This window comes from Paenibacillus sp. SSG-1 (genome assembly GCF_002224835.1).
Taxonomy (GTDB): domain Bacteria; phylum Bacillota; class Bacilli; order Paenibacillales; family Paenibacillaceae; genus Paenibacillus_AQ; species Paenibacillus_AQ favisporus.
Map to the genome: position 1 here is coordinate 2302209 of NZ_MBRK01000001.1, position 18668 is coordinate 2320876.

General features: G+C 54.0%; 14 protein-coding genes. 13 read left to right on the top strand and 1 reads right to left on the bottom strand.

What is annotated here, in order from left to right; translation table 11 throughout:
- Positions 1-86 precede the first annotated feature (86 nt).
- Positions 87-980 carry an AraC family transcriptional regulator gene (locus tag BCV73_RS34770; protein WP_179231954.1) on the bottom strand — a complete coding sequence of 298 codons (894 nt, stop codon included), beginning with the start codon at positions 978-980 and terminating at the stop codon, positions 87-89.
- A gap of 254 nt (positions 981-1234) precedes the next feature.
- Here BCV73_RS34770 and rhaB point away from each other — a divergent pair, with 254 nt between their 5' ends.
- From rhaB to BCV73_RS10845, 13 genes are all read left to right on the top strand, one after another.
- The gene (gene rhaB, locus BCV73_RS10780) at positions 1235-2683 is read left to right on the top strand and encodes a rhamnulokinase (protein ID WP_089547086.1); all 1449 of its coding nucleotides are present in this window, start codon (positions 1235-1237) and stop codon (positions 2681-2683) included.
- 36 nt (positions 2684-2719) lie between these two features.
- Positions 2720-3997 carry an L-rhamnose isomerase gene (gene rhaA / locus BCV73_RS10785; protein WP_089547087.1) on the top strand — a complete coding sequence of 426 codons (1278 nt, stop codon included), beginning with the start codon at positions 2720-2722 and terminating at the stop codon, positions 3995-3997.
- 514 nt (positions 3998-4511) lie between these two features.
- Positions 4512-5786 (top strand): BNR-4 repeat-containing protein, encoded by a 1275-nt coding sequence (locus tag BCV73_RS10790; protein WP_218828125.1) that lies wholly within the window; start codon positions 4512-4514, stop codon positions 5784-5786.
- A 240-nt stretch (positions 5787-6026) separates the two neighbouring features.
- On the top strand, positions 6027-7817 hold the full coding sequence (locus BCV73_RS10795; RefSeq protein WP_089547088.1) for a sensor histidine kinase: 1791 nt from the start codon (positions 6027-6029) through the stop codon (positions 7815-7817).
- A gap of 119 nt (positions 7818-7936) precedes the next feature.
- A complete protein-coding gene (locus BCV73_RS10800) occupies positions 7937-8686 on the top strand; it encodes a response regulator (RefSeq protein WP_076166342.1) in 750 nt (249 codons plus the stop codon).
- Between the two features lie 150 nt (positions 8687-8836).
- Positions 8837-10177, top strand: a complete 1341-nt coding sequence (locus BCV73_RS10805; protein ID WP_089547089.1) for an ABC transporter substrate-binding protein — start codon at positions 8837-8839, stop codon at positions 10175-10177.
- A 349-nt stretch (positions 10178-10526) separates the two neighbouring features.
- Complete coding sequence (locus tag BCV73_RS10815) at positions 10527-11408, top strand: carbohydrate ABC transporter permease (protein WP_076166334.1); 882 nt, start codon at positions 10527-10529, stop codon at positions 11406-11408.
- A gap of 23 nt (positions 11409-11431) precedes the next feature.
- Entirely contained in the window at positions 11432-12277 is an 846-nt protein-coding gene (locus tag BCV73_RS10820) for a carbohydrate ABC transporter permease (protein ID WP_076166330.1), read from the top strand.
- Positions 12278-12281: 4 nt separating this feature from the next.
- The gene (locus BCV73_RS10825) at positions 12282-14528 is read left to right on the top strand and encodes an FAD-dependent oxidoreductase (protein ID WP_089547091.1); all 2247 of its coding nucleotides are present in this window, start codon (positions 12282-12284) and stop codon (positions 14526-14528) included.
- A 209-nt stretch (positions 14529-14737) separates the two neighbouring features.
- Positions 14738-16813 (top strand): serine hydrolase domain-containing protein, encoded by a 2076-nt coding sequence (locus BCV73_RS10830; RefSeq protein WP_089547092.1) that lies wholly within the window; start codon positions 14738-14740, stop codon positions 16811-16813.
- A 210-nt stretch (positions 16814-17023) separates the two neighbouring features.
- Entirely contained in the window at positions 17024-17704 is a 681-nt protein-coding gene (locus tag BCV73_RS10835) for a serine/threonine protein kinase (protein WP_089547093.1), read from the top strand.
- A gap of 79 nt (positions 17705-17783) precedes the next feature.
- Positions 17784-18158, top strand: coding sequence for a MerR family transcriptional regulator (locus tag BCV73_RS10840; protein ID WP_076166323.1), 375 nt, complete (start codon positions 17784-17786; stop codon positions 18156-18158).
- Positions 18159-18476, top strand: coding sequence for a thioredoxin family protein (locus BCV73_RS10845; RefSeq protein ID WP_089547094.1), 318 nt, complete (start codon positions 18159-18161; stop codon positions 18474-18476). It begins immediately after the preceding gene.
- Positions 18477-18668 lie beyond the last annotated feature (192 nt).

Here is an 18668-nt window from a genome sequence, read left to right on the forward strand (position 1 = left end):
ACAATATGGAATGAAGGAAGCCAGCCCCTTGGGGACTGGCTTTATTTGTGTATATGCATAGTGTATATGAATATTACATTGTTACACTAATCTTCCGTTCCGGCGGCCGTACTCGTTATGGATACGTGTGACTGCCGGTATTCCCTTGGCGTCATGCCGGTAATCTTCTTGAAGAGCCCGTTGAAAAACGCGATGTCCGTATACCCTACGGCACCTGAGATATCGTGAATCCGGCGGTGACTTGACAGGAGCAGGCGGCAAGCCTCCTGAATCCGGATCCGCTGCAGATACTTGATAGGCGTGAGCCCGGTATGTTTGACGAACAGCCTCTGAAACTGCCGCTCCCCAATCCCCAGCTCACCGGCAAGCTCCTCTACGGTAAACGGACGGCTGTAATGGCCATGAAGCATAGACAGCACATGGTCCATACCTACGGCGGGTGGCGGTGCCCCTTCCACTGTGGCTTCGTGAATCCGGATGATGCAGATCATCAGCTGAAGCATGCCTGCATACAAGGCGGTTTCCCTTCCGGTACGCTCCACCGAATACTCACGATAAAGCCGTTCAAACCAGCCTTTGGCTTCGCCGTCACGGTCGCGGTAGTGCATGATTTCGTTAAAAGCCAGAAGCCTTCCAAGCTCATCGCCTCCAGGCACCATTTCCAAAATTTTGGTGGCATTCTCCATGGAAGTCAGGCAGTTATACACGATCAGCTGACGGTCCTTGGCCGTTGACCCCGGCCGGAACACATGCGAAGCGCCGAGCGGAATGACAAACAGGTCCCCCGCAGATACGGGCATGACCTCATCGCCTGTATGGTGATACCCGGTTCCTTCACTGACATAACTCATTTCCAGAAAATCATGGTGATGTTCGGTTAACTCATAGGACTCGGCGTTGCGGTTTACGAAAATCGAGAAGTCATCCCAATTGTTGAAATACTCCCTGCCGCTCAGCAGCCTTACCGTACGCTTAGGCATGATGATTATCCTCGCTATGTCGGAATTACCGGGTAAAATGTCGCTTTCACCTAAATTACCCGGGGTGTTAATCATTTTATGATAAATAGGAGGATAGAACAAGATCTGGTCATGGAACGCTGGGAAATGACGCACGACAAGGTGTATGGAAGCAGCCGAAAGGCTGGCGGCAGAATCTTTTCCTGATATGGCAGTGTGATTCGAAAGCGTTTCCATGAAAGGGGACGAACTTGGTACAGAAAGGGGATGGAGGTATGGATGCTCATATCGCCGTTGACATCGGGGCATCAAGCGGGCGCCTCGTTCTCGGAAGGCTGAAGGATTCCAAGCTGGCGCTGGAGGAAATCCACCGATTCGACAACGGCTTCCGTGAGCTGGACGGCTCTCTGTATTGGGATATCGAGCATTTGCTGGAGCAAATCGTTGCAGGGCTGCAGGCAGCCAAAAAGGCCGGCGTCGATTCCTGTACTTTGGGGATCGATACCTGGGCAGTGGATTATGCACTGGTCGACCGGGAAGGCAGGAGGCTTAGGGAAGTCTACGCGTACCGTGACCGGCGGACGGATTCGGCCCCGGCGGAGCTGGAAAAGCTGATTTCCCGCGAAGCCCTGTATGAGAAGACAGGCATCCAGCAGCTGACGTTCAACACGATCTACCAGCTGTTTGCACATGACCGGGAAGAACGGGCACGGGCCGACCTAGTTCTGCTCGTACCGGATTATTTGTATTTCCGTCTGTCAGGCAGGCGGATCAACGAAGTGACCAACGCGTCCACCACCCAGCTGCTGAACTTGCAGAACCGGGATTATGATGCAGAGCTGTTGTCCATTCTCGGGATGCGGCGGGAACAGTTTGCCGCGCTGACCGAGCCGGGAACCCCCCTTGGAGGGCTGGACCCGGCACTTCAGCAGCGGTACGATTTGCCGTTATGCAGCCTAGTCGTTGCGGCAACCCATGATACCGCTTCCGCGGTGCTTGGAGTGCCCGCCCGTGAGGGGAGTTCCTGGGCCTACTTGAGCAGCGGTACATGGTCCCTTCTGGGCGTGGAGCGGGATCAGCCCCTGAACACGAAGGAAACGATGGCAGCGAACTACACCAATGAATGGGGCGCTTACGGAACATATCGTTTTTTGAAAAATATTACGGGCCTCTGGTTAATACAGGAAGTCCGCCGGCAGAGCGGAGACTGGTACAGCTTTGCTGAGCTGGTTCAAATGGCGGAGCAGAGCGAGCCTTACCGCAGTCTGATCGACTGCAATGAAGACCGGTTCCTAAATCCGCCGGATATGGCGGAGGAGATCCGCCGCTTTTGCAGGGACACCGGGCAGAAGGTTCCGGAGTCGGTGGCCCAGGTGGCACGCTGCATCTTCGACAGCTTGGCTCTAAGCTACGGCACGTACTTGGATGAGCTGGAAGCGCTGACCGGAGAACCCGTCGACGTCCTGCACATTGTAGGCGGCGGAGCGAAAAACGAACTGCTCTGCCAGCTGACGGCGGACGCCACCGGCCGGGAGGTCTGCGCAGGCCCCGTCGAATCCACGGCGCTCGGCAACCTGATGGTCCAAATGATTCAAACTGGAGTGTTCAGGGATATCCATGAAGCCAGAAGAACCGTTGCCGAATCTTTTGAAGTGACCCGCTATAAACCGGGCCCCCTTGCGGCCGGCGTGAAGGAACGCTGGAATAGGATCGTAAAAAAATGATCATTTTCCAAATCCAATTTTCGGGAGGCAAGTCATATGGATCAACAAATTCAGAAGAGTTATGAGGATGCCAAAACGCTATATTTCCAGCACGGGATCGACGTCGACCAGGCGCTGGATAAGCTGGCGCAAATTAAAATTTCGCTCCACTGCTGGCAGGGTGACGATGTGCGGGGTTTTCTGTTCAGAGACGCGGAGCTTAGCGGAGGAATTGCGGTAACCGGCAGTTATCCGGGACGCGCCGCCACACCGGATCAGCTGAGAGACGATCTGGAGAAAGCCTTGTCCTTGATCCCCGGCAAGCATAAAGTAAACCTCCATGCGATATATGCGGACACTGAAGAGAAGGTTGACCTTGACGAGCTCGAGCCCCGCCATTTTCAGCGTTGGGTCGATTGGGCCAAAGATCAGGGACTCGGTCTGGATTTCAATCCTACGTATTTCTCCCATCCGAAAGCGGCCGACGGTTTTACACTCAGCCATGCGGATGAGGAAATCCGCCAGTTCTGGATCCGCCACGGCAAGGCATCCCGCAGGATTGCCGAGCATTTCGGCCGCGAGCTGGGTCAGCCCTGCGTGACCAATAGCTGGGTACCTGACGGGTACAAGGATACGCCGGTCGACCGCCTGTCACCGCGCCAGCGGCTGCGCGATTCGCTTGACGAGATTTTCAGCGAAGAGATCGATCCGTTGTATAACATCGACGCGGTGGAAAGCAAGTTGTTTGGTTTGGGCTCCGAGAGCTACGTTGTGGGTTCGCACGAATTTTATATGGGCTACGCGCTGTCCCGGGGAAAATCGGTCTGCCTCGATGCCGGGCATTTTCATCCGACTGAAGTGATCAGCAACAAGCTGACGTCCATCCTGATGTTCAGTGAACATTTGCTGCTGCATGTCAGCCGTCCCGTGCGGTGGGACAGCGACCATGTCGTAACGATGGATGATGAGCTGCTCGAAATCGCCCGCGAGTTGGTCCGGGGTGATTTGCTGCCGAGAACGAGCATCGGCCTGGATTTCTTTGACGGCAGCATCAATCATATTGCCGCTTGGGTCATCGGCACCCGCAATACGATCAAAGCGCTCCTCCGGGCCATGCTGGAACCGGTGGATGAGCTGAAAAGGATCGAGCTTGCAGGCGATTTCACCTCACGGCTGGCTTTGACCGAGGAGTTCAAATCCTACCCTTTCGGGGCCGTGTGGGATTACTACTGCGCTTCGCAAGGGGTGCCCGTGCGTGAGCAGTGGCTGCATGAAGTGAAACGCTATGAGGAGCAAGTGTTATCCGCTAGATACAGCCTGGTTCAGAACTCTTAATTTCTGGCAGAGCGTAGAATGAAGTGCTTTAAATAACAGTAGCGACGCCGCATCCGGCGTCATTTTTTTATAATATCAGAAAGTATAAACTCCAGGGCGATGGCTTCCTGATATTGCAAGAAAAATTACCTTTAAACGCGGTCTGTCTTCTTTGAAAGTACGTCGATAGACGTTTTTTACGTCGGCAATAACCGTATCGTTTGGCCTGGCAGGGCAGAATTATTTTCGCATCATACATCTTGCTAAGTTTAGTCCTACAAGCGGCTTGACCGTATTAATGGGATATCCGCGCACTGCTAATTCGTTCTATATCTGTTTCCGGCTGGATGAAAAGACGTGAATTTGTTCTATGGGATGCATCAATTTGTGTATGACACGGGGGTTGGGCCTCGTGCTACGATAACCGTGCGCATGAGCGTTCTGACAATTTGAAAGCGCTTTATATTGTGGGCAGGATATAGTCTCATGCTTCAGGCATATGAAGGGGTTACTTTACCTAAAGGAGGCTGAAGATATGAAAAAAGGAAGACCGTGGAAAATCGGAGCGGCGGCGTTGATGCTGGCTACACTCCTGCCGTCCGGGATGGGCAGCGCTGACGCGGCATTGACCGAGGTGCCATATGCCATGGATTCAAGCAACCAAGCGGGTTGGTGGACGCCCCTCGAAACGTATGGAACGGGATTGGAGTACGCCTACATGGCGTATAACGCGCCGGGAAGCGCCGAGTCAACGCATAAAGTATATATCGCGAGGCGGGACGGGAACGGAGGATGGTCCAATATTCCTGTCATGAACGGAAGCTCGGTTGCAGAATACAGCGATGATTTGGGACATAATCAGCCCTCGATCGCGCGGGACGGGAGCGGTAGGTTTCACGTGTTCGCTTCGATGCACCACGAAGCATGGCATTATTTCCGGTCCGACACGGTAGGGGGCGCGCCGCAAAACCATTCCGCCGATATGCCAACGCCTTCCACGTTTAAAGGCACCTATCCCGTCTTGACCACGGCACCGAACGGAGACGTATACCTGTTGATCCGGTCCGGCGAAGACGCCGCCGGCTACCGGTCAGGGCAGCTGTTCCGGTGGGATAACGCGGATTCCATATGGTCCAAGGTGGCCGTGATCGGCTCGTCCTTGAACAAATCGTTCTACCCTGACGATCTCGTTTTTGATGCGAACGGCGACCTTCACATTTTGTTCGAGTGGTCCGCATTTGCAGCCAGTCCGCTGCGGCATGAATTGTCTTACGTCAAATACAGCCCATCGACAGGCAGCTTCACCAAGGCCGACGGCAGCGCCGTTTCCCTGCCGCTGACGCCGGGAACCGCCGATATCATCCAGCCGCTCTCCCCGACCGAAGCCTATGTTCAGACGGGAAGTGACCCCGGTGGCCCCGGTGTGCAGAGCGCCAAACTGGCCGTCGATTCGTCCGGCAATCCCGTCGCAGCCTACCGCTACCGGGAGGAAGGCAGCACGACCTTTTCCGTGAAGTATGCATCCTATGGAGTCGACGGCTGGAACCTGCAAACCGTGTATAACGCTTCCGAGACCAAGGCAGCCATTGATATTACATGGGCCGGCTCGGTGCCGCGGGTGTACTACGCCAAGAGCAGCGGTACGGACCGCGCATTTATGGCCGCACCGACGGGCGGGGGCTGGAGCCAAACGTCCATCGCGCCAGGCAAGCCGATCGAGCGGCTTAGCGTGGAGCGCAATGAAAACGGCGTCGATATTATGTACCTTGTGGACGTCACGAACCGCAAGCTGTATTACGGTAGAAACTGAGCCTGCGATCTTGCTGAAAGCGAGATCAAATTATACGTATAAATCTCCTGAAGGACCGCATAAGGGTGCGGTTCTTTTTTCGTTAACCGGCAGGACCAACAGCAGCGTGTCAATAGAACGATTTGATGCTTTTTTTCAGGGTTGCACACTACAAATTTACGCTCTTAAACAAACCTTGTTATCTAGGGACATCGTGTGAGATATAATGGGAGCACCAAGTGTAAAAAAGGAGTTCTCGTTATGCGGAAATGGCTCGGTCACCTCATTCCCCACAAGCTGAAATACCGGTTGTTTGCCCTGTTTGCGCTCGTCATTTTGCTTCCGTTCAGCGTGCTGAATTTGTACAATTACCAGAAAATCGAATCGCTTGTCCAAAATAAAATCAGCGAGCAGAGCCACGAGCAGCTGGACAATCTGCACCGGTCACTCGAGGATCAGCTCAGCATTGCGTTCAAGACGCTGATTTTCCTGGAACAGGACACCGAGGTGAGGCGCATTCTGCAGAAGCCGGAGGAACGGTCGGTCCTGGATAACAAAGAGATCATGGAGGACAAGTTCAAAGGGCTCAACAACAGCTTTTTCCTGTACAATCCGTCCGTTTATTTCACGCTTCTCGACAACAGCGGCCATGTGTATACATCCTATCCGCCGAATACTTCCCTGAATTACAGCCAGATTGCATCTAACGCATCTTTTAAGGCGCTTAAGGAATCCAAGTCCTCTTATCTCTGGGTGTCCGACGACGCCAATTACGTGTCACGTGACATCAGTAAGAGCCCGAGCCTGCTGTCTTTGTACGCCGAACTGCGCGACCGGAGCAACAAGGCCTACGGCTTGGCACGCATCAGCATCGATTTTTCCTTTTGGTTTCAATCCATGCTGCAAAAATCCGAAAGCGATCAAGCCTACTTTATCATGACCCGTACCGGTGAGGTGATCGCAAGGTCGATTCCCGATTCGTCATTGTCTGCCGCAGCCGTCAAAGAAATCGCAGACATGCCGCAGAGCGGTCATTGGACGGATCAGCAGTCCGACACGCTGGTGAATTACAGCTATTTGTCTTCCCTGGATTGGTATTTGGTGGATCGAATACCGCTTCATCTGCTGTTCCGGGAAATCGAAACGCTGAAGAAGCAATACTTTGTAACCTTTTATGCCATTACCGCCGCGTTTATTGCGGTAGCGTTCATGATTGCCCATGCGTTTACAAGGCCGTTGTCGCATATGCAGATCAAGATGAAGGAGGCGGTCCGCAAGGATCTGCGGATCCGGCTGCCTGAGAAGCGGTACAAGGGAGAAATTTTGGAACTGACCCGGACGTTTAACACGATGATGGTCGATATGAATGGTTTGGTCCAGCGGCTGAGAGCCGAAGAACGGCAGAAGGATGCGGTGCATTTTCAGATGCTGCTGGCGCAGATGAACCCCCATTTCCTGCTGAATACGCTGAATACGCTCAAGTGGATCGGCCTGCGGAGCGGTAGCGAAGAAACCGTCGAGATCTGCCTGTCGCTCGGAAAGCTGCTCGAGACGAGCCTCAACTCCGACGTGGACCTGATTCATCTCCGGGATGAAATCGAGCTTACGCGCGCCTTTCTTTATATTCAGCAGGTGCGATATGGGAACCGCTTTCAAGTGGAGTTCAGCTATGATGAGGAGCTGGTGTATGCGCTGGTGCCGAAGCTGAGCCTGCAGCCCTTGGTGGACAATGCAATCAAGCACGGCATCGGCAATATGGCCGAAGGCGGACGGATTCTGATCCGGATGGGGCGCAGCCCGCTGCTGCAGGACCGGCTCACTCTGGAAGTCGAAGACAATGGCATCGGCATCGATCAGTCCAGCAAAAATCAGGGCGAAGCCCGCAAGCGTCCGAGCATCGGATTGCAAAATGTGAGGGAGCGGCTGCGCCTTTTGTTCAAGGACAAAGGGGAGCTTGAGGTCATCCCGCTTGAGCAGGGTACGCTGTGCCGGATGCACCTGCCCGTGCTGCTGTCCGAGCCCTACGAGAATACGCGTCAATCGATATCATGAACGATCTAAATGGAACTAAAATGTTGATCCGGCTGATTTCTTGGAATGTGCAACTGTTCTAAGTCTGAGCTGTGACTTTCTTTGGTTCCTTCTATCTAGCTGTTAAGGAGTGAACGCGCATGTGGAAAGTGCTGCTGGTTGAAGACGAAACCTTCGTGAGGGAGTCGGTCAAGGAGATCATCCGGTGGGAGGAGATGGGCTTTACGCTTGCGGGCGAGGCGAGCAATGGGTTGGAAGCGTTACCGATGATCAAGAACGACCCGCCGGATCTGGTGCTGTGCGATATCGTCATGCCGCAGATGGACGGCCTTGAACTTCTGCAGGAAACGCGGAAAGCCGGCATCGGGTCCAAGTTCGTCATGCTGACCTGCATCGGGGACTTTGAATCCATGCGCCGAGCGATGGAATACGGTGCCTCCAACTATATTTTGAAGCTGTCGATGAGTGTGAAGGATCTTCGGGAGACGCTGTCCAAAGTGAGCAGGGAGCTGTCTGCCCGGCAGCCGCAAGTTGAACGTCCGGTTCGGCAGCCGGCGGCCCGGGAGAAGATTACGCACCCGGAAGTGAACAAAATTATGGAGTATATCGAACAAAACTACGATCAGGACATTACGCTCAAATCGCTCGCCCGTTATGTCATGATGGGTGAAAACTACGTCAGCGCCTTGTTTAAAAAGAAAACCGGGGAGACCTTGATCCACTATCTGCACCGGACGAGGGTCGAGAAGGCCATCGAATACTTGACGACGACGGACCTTCCGGTCAATCGGATCTGCCAGAACGTTGGTTTTATGAACGACAACTATTTTATTAAAATTTTTAAACGGATGACGGGGATGACCCCGAGCCAATACCGGATGAAGCAATAGAACAAAATGCATATTCAGTATCGGTCACGAGCCGCCGAACTGCGTATTTCTGTTCCATGGGAATCATGATTCTGTTACTTACGGCGGGGGCCGCCGCTTTGCTATCCTTGAGCTGCAACAAACAATTCATTTTGATACGGGGGGCTTCAATTGAGAAAAAAAGGTTGGCTTGCGGGATTCGTATCGCTGGCGCTGATCGCGGGCGTGGTATCGGGCTGCTCCGGCGGCGGCAGTAAGGGGGATGCCGAGGGGGCGGCGGGCAGTGCAAAAGCCGCTTCGTCCGCTTCAGGCGGCGCCGTCAAACTGAAAATGTGGGGCGGGGTTCCGCCGGAGGCCGGTCCGCAAGAGGTGGTGGATGCCTGGAATAAGGATCACCCGGATATTCAAGTGGAGTATGTACGCTTTGTCAATGACGATGAAGGCAACTTGAAGCTGGATACGGCGATTATGACCGGACAGGATGTCGATCTCTTCGTCAACTATTCCGCTTCCCAGGCGTCAAAACGGGTTGCTTCGGGGGCTGCGGCTGACCTGAGCGCCTTCACGGACTATAATATCGATGAGAAAATGGGGCACGAAGCGGCCGGCTGGAAGATCGACGGCAAATATTATGGCGTACCGACGACAAAAAGCTCCTTTTTCGTCGCGCTGAACAAGGATGCCTTGGATGCAGCCAACCTCCCGGTTCCGAAGGACTGGACCTGGGATGAGATGAGGGAATACGCCAAGAAGTTGAAGAAAGGCGAAGGCTACGGTTTTATCCAGAATACCGAGCCGTTTGTCGATCCGATCGACTCCGTGCTTGCCAAAGAAGGCTATACCAAGGCGGACGGCAGTTCCAATCTGGATCATCCGCTTGTGCGCAAATGGCTGGAAAGCTTGTATGGCATGATGAAGGATGACAAGACGACGCCTCCGCTCGGCGAGCAGCTGACGTCCAAAATGCCGGTCGAGCAAATGTTCCTCAGCGGTGAAGTGCCGATGCTGAACATCGGGGCCTGGCTGCTCCGCAGCTCCAACAACTTTACCGATTATCCGCGCGATTTCAAAATTGCGTTTGCACCGGTACCGCGGCTGGAAGAAGACGCCGCAAACTACGTGACCCGCGGCGGACTGGGCGATTATATATCGATTAACGCCAAGTCCAAGTATCAGAAGGAAGCGTGGGAGTTCCTGAAATGGTACGCGGACGGCGGTATGGCACCGATGGCAGCGGGCGGGCGTCTGCCTGCATCCAAGGATGCGGATCAGGATACGGCGCTGAAGAGCATGCTGGGAGACAAGGGGGACACCTACGATCAGGAATCCTTGATGTACGTCATGTTTGACAACAAGACGCCGACCTTCGTCCGTACTGTTCCGCAGGAGGTTATGGATCTGCGCTCGCAGGAATATGAGAAGTACTTCCTGGGGTCCCAGGACCTGGACGCGACGGTGGCGGCCATGGTGAAACGCCATGACGAATATTTAAAATCCAATCCGCAGCAGTGACCTATTGCCTCGAAGGTGGTACGCTATTTGAACACAAGGGATGGCCAAGTCTATTGGCTGTCCCTTGCGCATTCTGGATACTTGGATCAAAGCAAAAAAAGTGCCGAGGCAAGGGAGAACAAAAACGGCGAACAACAGCGATCGGTGGAAACTTCATGCAATTGCCCCTACATGGATCCGATTTCCCGATTATCGATAGAACGATTTGATGAACAAGCGCAGCGAGTCGTCCTCGAGGCGCTTTTTTTTGCATCATTTTGTGATATGAAGACGATGGTTTTGTTCCTTCTGCGAAACGTCCCGGCTTGCTAGACTGAGGACATCAAAAATATGAAAGTAGGCGAAACGCATGAACAACCATTGGATGAGAAGGCAGCGCAGGCTGGGTTACGTCTTCATCGGGCCCAGCATGATCGGCGTGCTGCTGTTCTTTCTCATACCGGCCGCATACTCCCTGGGCTTGGTCTTCACGGATTATAAATTCATGAATCCCAAGGTCGGGTTCGTCGGTCTCGATAATGTAACCCGGATGCTGCACGACAAGCTGTTTTACCTGTCCTTGAAGAACACCGTACTGTTCCTCGTGGCGGTGCCGGTGTCCATCGCGCTCGGCTTTGTCGTCGCGGTCATCCTGAACCAGCGGATCTACTTGAAAAAGCTTCTGCGCGCCCTGTACTTTATGCCGTACATTACGAGCGGGGTGGCCGTCGCGTTTGTGTGGATGCTGCTGTTCCAGCCGAAACAGGGGCCGATCAACGGATTTCTCCGCGGCATCGGAATCGATCATCCTCCCGGATGGCTGTCGACGACCACCTCCTCCATGTTTGCGATCGACATCATCTGGATCTGGTTCCTGATGGGGTATAACATGATCATTTATTTAGCCGCGCTGCAGGAGGTATCGCCGGAGCTGCTGGAAGCCGCGAAGATTGACGGCGCCCGGCCGGGACAGCTGCTCCGCAAAATCATCTGGCCGCTCGTCAGCCCCACCACGTTTTTGCTGCTGGTGACCGGAATGATCATGACGATCAAGACGTTCGGCATTATTCAGGCGACAACGCAGGGCGGCCCCGGGAACAGCACGACCATCTTGTCCCTGTACGTCTACCAGAACGCTTTCCGGTACTACGACATGGGCTACGCCGCTACGATATCGTGGGCGCTGTTCATCATCATCCTGATCATTACGGTGATCCAATGGATCGGCCAAAAACGATGGGTTCATTACTAAGAGAAAGAGAGGCCTGAAGCATCATGGAACTCCAAAAACGACTGCTGGCCGGCACGCCGGGCAGGCTGCTGGTAACGCTGATTATGCTGGCGCTGGCCATCGTGATGGTTATGCCTTTTCTATGGATGATCAGCACGTCTTTGAAAACACCGACCGAAGTATTCAAATACCCGATCGAGTGGATTCCCGCGCATCCGACATGGGAACACCACCTCAAAGTGTGGACCGGACCGAAAAGCTTCGGTACTTACTACCTGAATTCGCTAAAAATTGCCCTGATCGGCATGGCGGGCGCCACGTTCCTGTCCGCGTTTGCGGCTTACGGTTTTGCCCGGATCGAATTCAAGGGAAGGAACGCGCTGTTCATGCTATATTTATCCATGATGATGATTCCCCCGCAGGTACTGTTCGTGCCCAAGTTCATCATGTTTGAATGGGCCGGCATTTATAATACGCATCTCGCCCTGATTCTGCCCGGCCTGTTTACGATTTTCGGTGTATTCATGCTGCGCCAGTTCTTCCTGTCCATTCCCCATGAGATTTCCGAGTCGGCCTTTATCGACGGGGCGGGGCATTTCCGGATTTTCTTCCGGCTCATACTGCCTCTCGCGAAACCGGCGCTGGCCACCTTGGCCATTATCGATTTCTCCTGGCAGTGGAACGATTACGAGAACGCGCTGGTCTTTTTGATCGATGAGCGGCTGTACACCATTCCGCTTGGACTTCAGAACTTTATCCTGGAAAATACGGTAGACTACAACGGCATGATGGCCGCGGCGTCCGCAGGCATTATCCCGATGATCGTCGTGTTTGCGATCGGCCAGCGCTACATTATTCAAGGTTTGACCAACTCTGCGGTGAAAGGGTGAGAGGATGAAAACCGAGACGATACGAAGCGACGTAACCGTCATTGGCGGCGGGCTGGCCGGTGTATGTGCCGCAATTGCGGCGGCAAGGCTCGGCAGCCAGGTCGTGCTTGTGAACAACCGCCCGGTACTCGGCGGCAATTCAAGCAGTGAGGTGCGGGTGTGGGTGTGCGGGGCGACCGCGCACGGCATTAACCGGTACGCTAGGGAGACCGGCATCATGGGCGAACTGTTCGTCGAGAACCAGTACCGCAATCCGGAAGGCAATCCGTACCTGTGGGATTTGGTGATCCTGGAAGCGGTGCGGGCGGAGCCGAACATTACGCTGCTGCTGAACACCGATGTGCATGAAGTCGAGGCGGACGGTCCGGAGGAGAACCGGACGATCCGGTCGGTGACCGGCTGGATGATGGGCTCCGAGCGGCGCATCCGAATGGAAAGCCCCGTCTTTCTCGATTGTACCGGCGACGGTCTCGTCGGCTTTATGGCGGGCGCCCGCTGCCGGATCGGCCGGGAAGCCTCCCGTGAATACGGGGAAGCGTGGGCGCCGGAGGAGGCGGACGGCATCACCTTGGGCAGTACGTTGTTGTTTTACACGAAGGACGCGGGTCATCCCGTCCGGTTCGTTCCGCCTTCTTTCGCCAAGGACATTACGCAGACGCCGATTCCGATCAAGCGGGTCATCCGCAGCGGCGACTCGGGCTGCCATTACTGGTGGATCGAGTGGGGAGGCGAACTGGACACGGTCCATGACAACGAGGTCATCCGGGATGAACTATGGTCGGTTATCTATGGGATCTGGGATTATATTAAAAATTCAGGGCGGTTTGATGCCGACGCCATGACGCTGGAATGGGTCGGTTCCATTCCGGGAAAAAGGGAATATCGCCGCTTTGTCGGCGACTATGTGCTGAACCAGAATGACATCATCGCGCAGGAGCCGTTCCCTGACCGCATCGCCTTTGGCGGCTGGTCCATCGATCTGCACCCGCCGCAGGGGATGTATGCCGAAGCCAGCGGATCCAAGCATATGCACGCGGACGGCATCTACCATATTCCGTACCGCAGCCTGTATTCGGCGAACGTCTCCAACCTGCTGTTCGCCGGCCGCAACATCAGCGCTTCCCACGTGGCTTTTGGCACAACGCGCGTCATGGCGACATGCGCGGTGATGGGGGAAGCGGCAGGAACCGCCGCTGCGCTGTGCGCGGCGAAGGGCGTGCCGCCGCGGGCCATTTACCGCTCACATCTGCACGAGCTGCAGCAGACGCTGCTGCGCCAGGATGCGTCCGTCATCGGCCTGCGGCATGAAGACGACCGGGACCTCGCCCGCCAGGCAAAGGTATCGGCCTCGTCGGTCCGCGGCAGCATCGGCGTCACCAAACCGCATTCAGCCTACCGGCTGGAGCGGGATGCCGCAATTTTGTTTCCGGTGGAGCCGGCGATGCAGGGACTGGAGCTGCTCGTAGACGCGAGCGGGGATACACGGCTGACCGTGGAGTTGTGGGACACCGGCCGTCCGGAAAACTACGTGCCCGGCACAAAGGTGGCTGAAGCCGAAGCAACTGTTTCCAAGGGTGAAGCGCAGTGGATATCCCTTCCGCTGGCTTGGGCACCGGACACGCCGCAGAATGCTTTTGTCATCATACGCGGGAATCCGGACATCAGCCTGTACCGGGCAGCTGAACCCCTTACCGGCGTCCTCGCATTTGAGAAGGGGGCGGTTCCTAACGCTTCAGCTGATTTGGAGGACCATGACGAGAATCAGCCCGTCGTGGCCTGGAGCATGAAGGCGCTGGTCCGGCAGCCGTTCTGCTTCAAGGTTCTGGGTACGACCGCTGCCTATTCGCCGGCGAAGGCGATTGGCGGATACAAGCGGCCGTTCGGCGGACCAAATCTGTGGGCGTCGGATTCGCTTGGGCCGGAAGACGAGGCATGGCTGCAGTTGACATGGGAGAGTGAAATCACGCTGCAGGAGGTGCGGCTGACATGGAACGATGACGTCAATGAAGACCTGATCAATCTGCATCATCACCGTACACCGTTCGAAATCATCCCTGAACTGGTCAAGTCATACCGGATCGAGGCACGCATCCGTGGGGAATGGGGCACGATCGCCAGTGTTCAGAATAATCGGCGAAGAAGCAATCGGATCGCTTTGAATGAGCGTATTTCCGGCGACGCGCTGCGCCTCGTGATCGAAGAAACGAACGGTGCCCCTGCCGCCGAACTCGTGGAGATTCGGGTATATTGATTGGAAGGTCAACGGAACCCATCGTCACAAAAGTACGGTTTGAGGCAGCCATCCACCAAGATGGCTGCCTTTTCGAGTTAGCGCAAGCTAGATAGTTGGTCCTATGTCGAACCGCAGTATGAGACGATGTTCCCTTTTTGTTGGAAAACTGAACCAAATTCGGGGTGATGAACGTAGTACCGAATAGTCCAACAAAAGGAGGTTCATTCATGAAAAAAAGGATGGCATGGCTTCTGGCCGCCGCACTGACATTGACCCCGCTGGTTCCAACCGCTGCAATGGCGTCCGGCACGGAAGCGACGGTTCCAGCCGCCAAAGGGCTTAAACAAATCGCCGCAGAGAAAGCGGAACTGCTCACGAAGCAGTACGGGACGATCAGCGTGCAGTACGCGCTCATCGACCAAGGGAAGATTCAAGTTTCCGGCCAAACCGGAACGAATGATCAAGGGGGCAAGGTTCCGCTAACGAGCGGCACGATGTACGGCATCGGCTCAACGAGTAAAATGTTTACGACCGCCGCCGTCATGAAACTGGTTGACGAGGGGAAAATCAACCTGGATACCCCGCTTGTACAGTACATACCGGATTTCAAAATGAAGGATGAGCGTTACAAGCAAATTACCCCGCGCATGCTGCTGAACCATTCCTCCGGGATTCAAGGTTCCAGCCTGAATAATGCGTTTTTGTTTGAAGACTCGGACCCTTATGCGCACGACACTCTGCTTGAGCAGCTGTCCAAACAAAGCTTAAAGGCCGATCCTGGCGCTTTCTCGGTGTATTGCAACGACGGCTTTACGCTGGCAGAGATCTTGGTGGAACGTGTAAGCGGTATGAAATTTACTGCCTTCGTTCATCAATATTTCACCGGACCGCTGGACATGAAGAATACCAAAACTTCGCAGGATATGGTGGATCCTTCCCAAACGGCAGGTCTCTATTATCCGGGCATTCAGCAGCAGCTGCCGAACGAAACGGTGAACGTGATCGGAACGGGAGGCATTTATTCCACAGCGGAGGATTTGGCGCGGTTCTCGCAAATCTTTACCGGACAACAGCAGGGCATCCTGTCCGCCAAGTCGGTGGAAGCTATGGGTCAGCCTGAATACAAAAAAGGATTGTGGCCAAAAGATGCGGACAATTCCTTTGATTACGGCCTGGGCTGGGACAGCGTTAGGCTGTATCCGTTTAACGACTATGGCATCAAAGCAGTGGTTAAAGGCGGGGACACGATTCTGTACCACGCTTCGCTGATCGCCCTTCCGGAACAGAATATGGCTGCGGCTGTCGTATCATCAGGCGGAAGCAGCTCGACGAATCAGCTCCTTGCGACACAAATCCTGCTGGAAGCGCTGAAAGAAAAAGGGACGATCAAAGAGATTAAGCCGGACAAATCGTTCGGTAAACCGGTTCCGTCCAGCATGCCGGAAGATCTGAAGAAGGAAGCCGGATATTACGGCTCGACCAATCAACTGGTCAAGGTTGATTTGAAGGATGGAATGATGTCCGTCACGGTTCCGAATGTACCTGAGTATCCTGCGGAGAAATATGTGTACACTTCGGACGGAACGTTCGTGAACGAAGCGGGTACCGCGAAAGTCAGCATTGTGAAGGAAAAGAATGGCTTGACTTACCTATGGGTCCAGGAATACAGCAGCGTTCCTGAGCTTGGGCAAATCGCGTTGTCCCATTATCTGGCTCAAAAGCTGGACAGCAACCCGCTGACGAAAGACGCGGCCAAAGCTTGGGATCAGCGTGAAGGTAAAACCTATTATCCGGTGAACGAAAAATACACGTCGGTCATGTATTTGATGAAGCCTACGCTGGAGATCAAGCGGGCCCAAGATTTCCAAGGGTATTTGAACGACAAAAAAATTACCGGACCGAATACGGCAGCCAGCGTTCTTCAGGTTCCGGGCATGGGCGGCCGGGACACGTCGGAATACAGCTTCTCTAAAAAAGACGGGGCCGAATACCTGGAAGCCGCGGGCAGCGTGTTCGTCAGCGAAGATCTGGTGAAGCCGCTGTACCATGGCAAACAATCGACCGTCAGCATCAAGGCCGATGGTTATGCAAGATGGTTCACGGTTCCGAAGCAAGCCGCCGGAAAAACGATGACGGTGAAGCTTCCGGTTGAAGGAGGATTCGTCGTTTATGACGCCGAAGGCAAGCTCGTAAATATGAGTGAAGTCAGCGGATCTAACCAAGTTGTCCTGCCTAAGGACGGAACCGTTGTTTTCGCAGGAGACGCCGGATCTTCGTTCAACGTCAAAATTGATAAAAAGTAAGGTATAATACGTAACCTGCTATCATCATTCATCATTTCAAAGCCATTGAATGCAGAACCACCGCATCCTTCATCTACTTAGGGGCGGTGGTTTTATATTACAGAGGGAGCAAAATCCTGGCTGTAACCAACAAGCTGCCATTCACTTGGATTACCCGGCTCAAATACAGTAGAATAAGTAAAACCTAAGCTCGCAGGGGGCGGTCGAACAATGAACAACAGTGAAGAGTGGAAGCAGGCCGAACATGCTCTATCCCGAATGGAAGTGCTGAAACAAGGCAGCAACGAGCCGGTGGCGATAACCGGTGAATCGGAGGATTTAGTCTGTATCGGCATCGGAACCGACGCGGCTGTGTTTGTATACGAACCGCTTCCAGCGTATGCATATAAGCTATACACGGAAGCTGCGCTTCCAAAGAAGCAGGCGGAAATTCATGTCTACAGCCGGCTGGAAGGCAGTCCGTTTTTTCCTGTGTTTTACGGTTCTGGAGAACGCTATGTGGTCATCAGCCGGGAAGAAGGTATGACTCTGTATGATTGCCTCCTGTATGGGATCCCGGTGCCAAGGCAGGTCATCGACGACGTGGATGCCGCTCGTGCATTTGTAAGGAGCAAAGGGCTTAACCCAAGGGACATTCATCTGAAAAATGTGCTGCTTCAGGACGGGCGCGGGAAAGTCATTGACGTGTCTGAATATATCCAGAGCGGAAACGATAAGCGGTGGGAGCATCTGGAATGGGCGTATGATAACGTATATCCGCTGCTGGAAGGCAAAAGGATTCCCTTATGGCTGATTGAAGCCGTGAAGACGGCTTATAACCATCTCGATCCGTGGAACATTAATTTACAGGAATTTTCCGAACGCATACGAAAGCTTTTTATAAAAAATTAATTGGCCGGCCTCTTGACCCTCACATTAGTGTCAGGGTTTACAATAAAGACCTACCGGGCAGGAAGGAGGAGATGGGGCCTTGAACATTGGAGAATTGGCGGAGCGGACCGGTGTTAGCATTCGCTCCCTTCGTTACTACGAACAAAAGGGGCTGCTTACGCCGCTGCGAAAGGAGAACGGGTACAGGGAATATACCCCGTTTGCGGTCGAGCAGGTGCAGGCCATTCAGCTGTATTTGAACCTTGGATTGTCTACAGACGAAATATCCGGAATATTGCAGTGTGTCTTGCAGAATAAAGAAGCCTTTTGTAAAGATGTGCTGCCGATTTACCAGCAAAAGCTTCAGGAGATCGATAAACAGATTCAGGTGCTGACCAGCATCCGGGCCAATTTGACCGAGCGCATCGATTCCATCCTGCTCGAACGATCCCTATCCGGTCAGGAGGAAGGTTAAATGAGTATTCAAGCGGTTAACGATACGACGTTTGCGTCGCAAATAAGAGCCCAGGGAACCACATTGGTGGAATTTGGAGCGGTATGGTGCCCTCCCTGCAAGAAGCTGCTCCCCATGCTGGATGAATTGTCTGAAGAGATGGGGGATCAGGTGCATTTTTTGATGTTGGACTGCGATGAGTCTCCTGCTACTGCCAGCCAATATCAGGTGATGTCCGTTCCGACGGTCATCGTGTTCCGCGACGGGGAGGCTGTCGAGAAGCTGGTCGGCCTGCGGCCGAAGAGCGTTTATGAGCAGGTTGTATCCAAGCATAGCTGATCAAAAGCAGGAAGTGGTAAGCGAAGCTGGACGATTTTCCCGGTAAGAAGGGTGGATCGTGGCCTCCGCGCTGAGATTTGATAAATAGTATGAAGTCATCAATAGACGGCGGTTCCGGAAGCATGGTTCACATGTTGGCCGGGCGCCGTCTTTGTCTGTTTGGAGGAAGGAATAAGAAAACACAAATCGATC

Excerpts from the sequence above, each read along its gene's own strand:
- rhaA (WP_089547087.1), top strand. The coding sequence starts at position 2,720 with ATGGATCAACAAATTCAGAAGAGTTATGAGGATGCCAAAACGCTATAT.
- BCV73_RS10800 (WP_076166342.1), top strand. The coding sequence starts at position 7,937 with ATGTGGAAAGTGCTGCTGGTTGAAGACGAAACCTTCGTGAGGGAGTCG.
- BCV73_RS10830 (WP_089547092.1), top strand. The coding sequence starts at position 14,738 with ATGAAAAAAAGGATGGCATGGCTTCTGGCCGCCGCACTGACATTGACC.
- BCV73_RS34770 (WP_179231954.1), bottom strand. The coding sequence starts at position 980 with ATGCCTAAGCGTACGGTAAGGCTGCTGAGCGGCAGGGAGTATTTCAAC.
- BCV73_RS10820 (WP_076166330.1), top strand. The coding sequence starts at position 11,432 with ATGGAACTCCAAAAACGACTGCTGGCCGGCACGCCGGGCAGGCTGCTG.
- BCV73_RS10845 (WP_089547094.1), top strand. The coding sequence starts at position 18,159 with ATGAGTATTCAAGCGGTTAACGATACGACGTTTGCGTCGCAAATAAGA.
- BCV73_RS10815 (WP_076166334.1), top strand. The coding sequence starts at position 10,527 with ATGAACAACCATTGGATGAGAAGGCAGCGCAGGCTGGGTTACGTCTTC.
- BCV73_RS10825 (WP_089547091.1), top strand. The coding sequence starts at position 12,282 with ATGAAAACCGAGACGATACGAAGCGACGTAACCGTCATTGGCGGCGGG.
- BCV73_RS10795 (WP_089547088.1), top strand. The coding sequence starts at position 6,027 with ATGCGGAAATGGCTCGGTCACCTCATTCCCCACAAGCTGAAATACCGG.
- BCV73_RS10835 (WP_089547093.1), top strand. The coding sequence starts at position 17,024 with ATGAACAACAGTGAAGAGTGGAAGCAGGCCGAACATGCTCTATCCCGA.
- rhaB (WP_089547086.1), top strand. The coding sequence starts at position 1,235 with ATGGATGCTCATATCGCCGTTGACATCGGGGCATCAAGCGGGCGCCTC.
- BCV73_RS10790 (WP_218828125.1), top strand. The coding sequence starts at position 4,512 with ATGAAAAAAGGAAGACCGTGGAAAATCGGAGCGGCGGCGTTGATGCTG.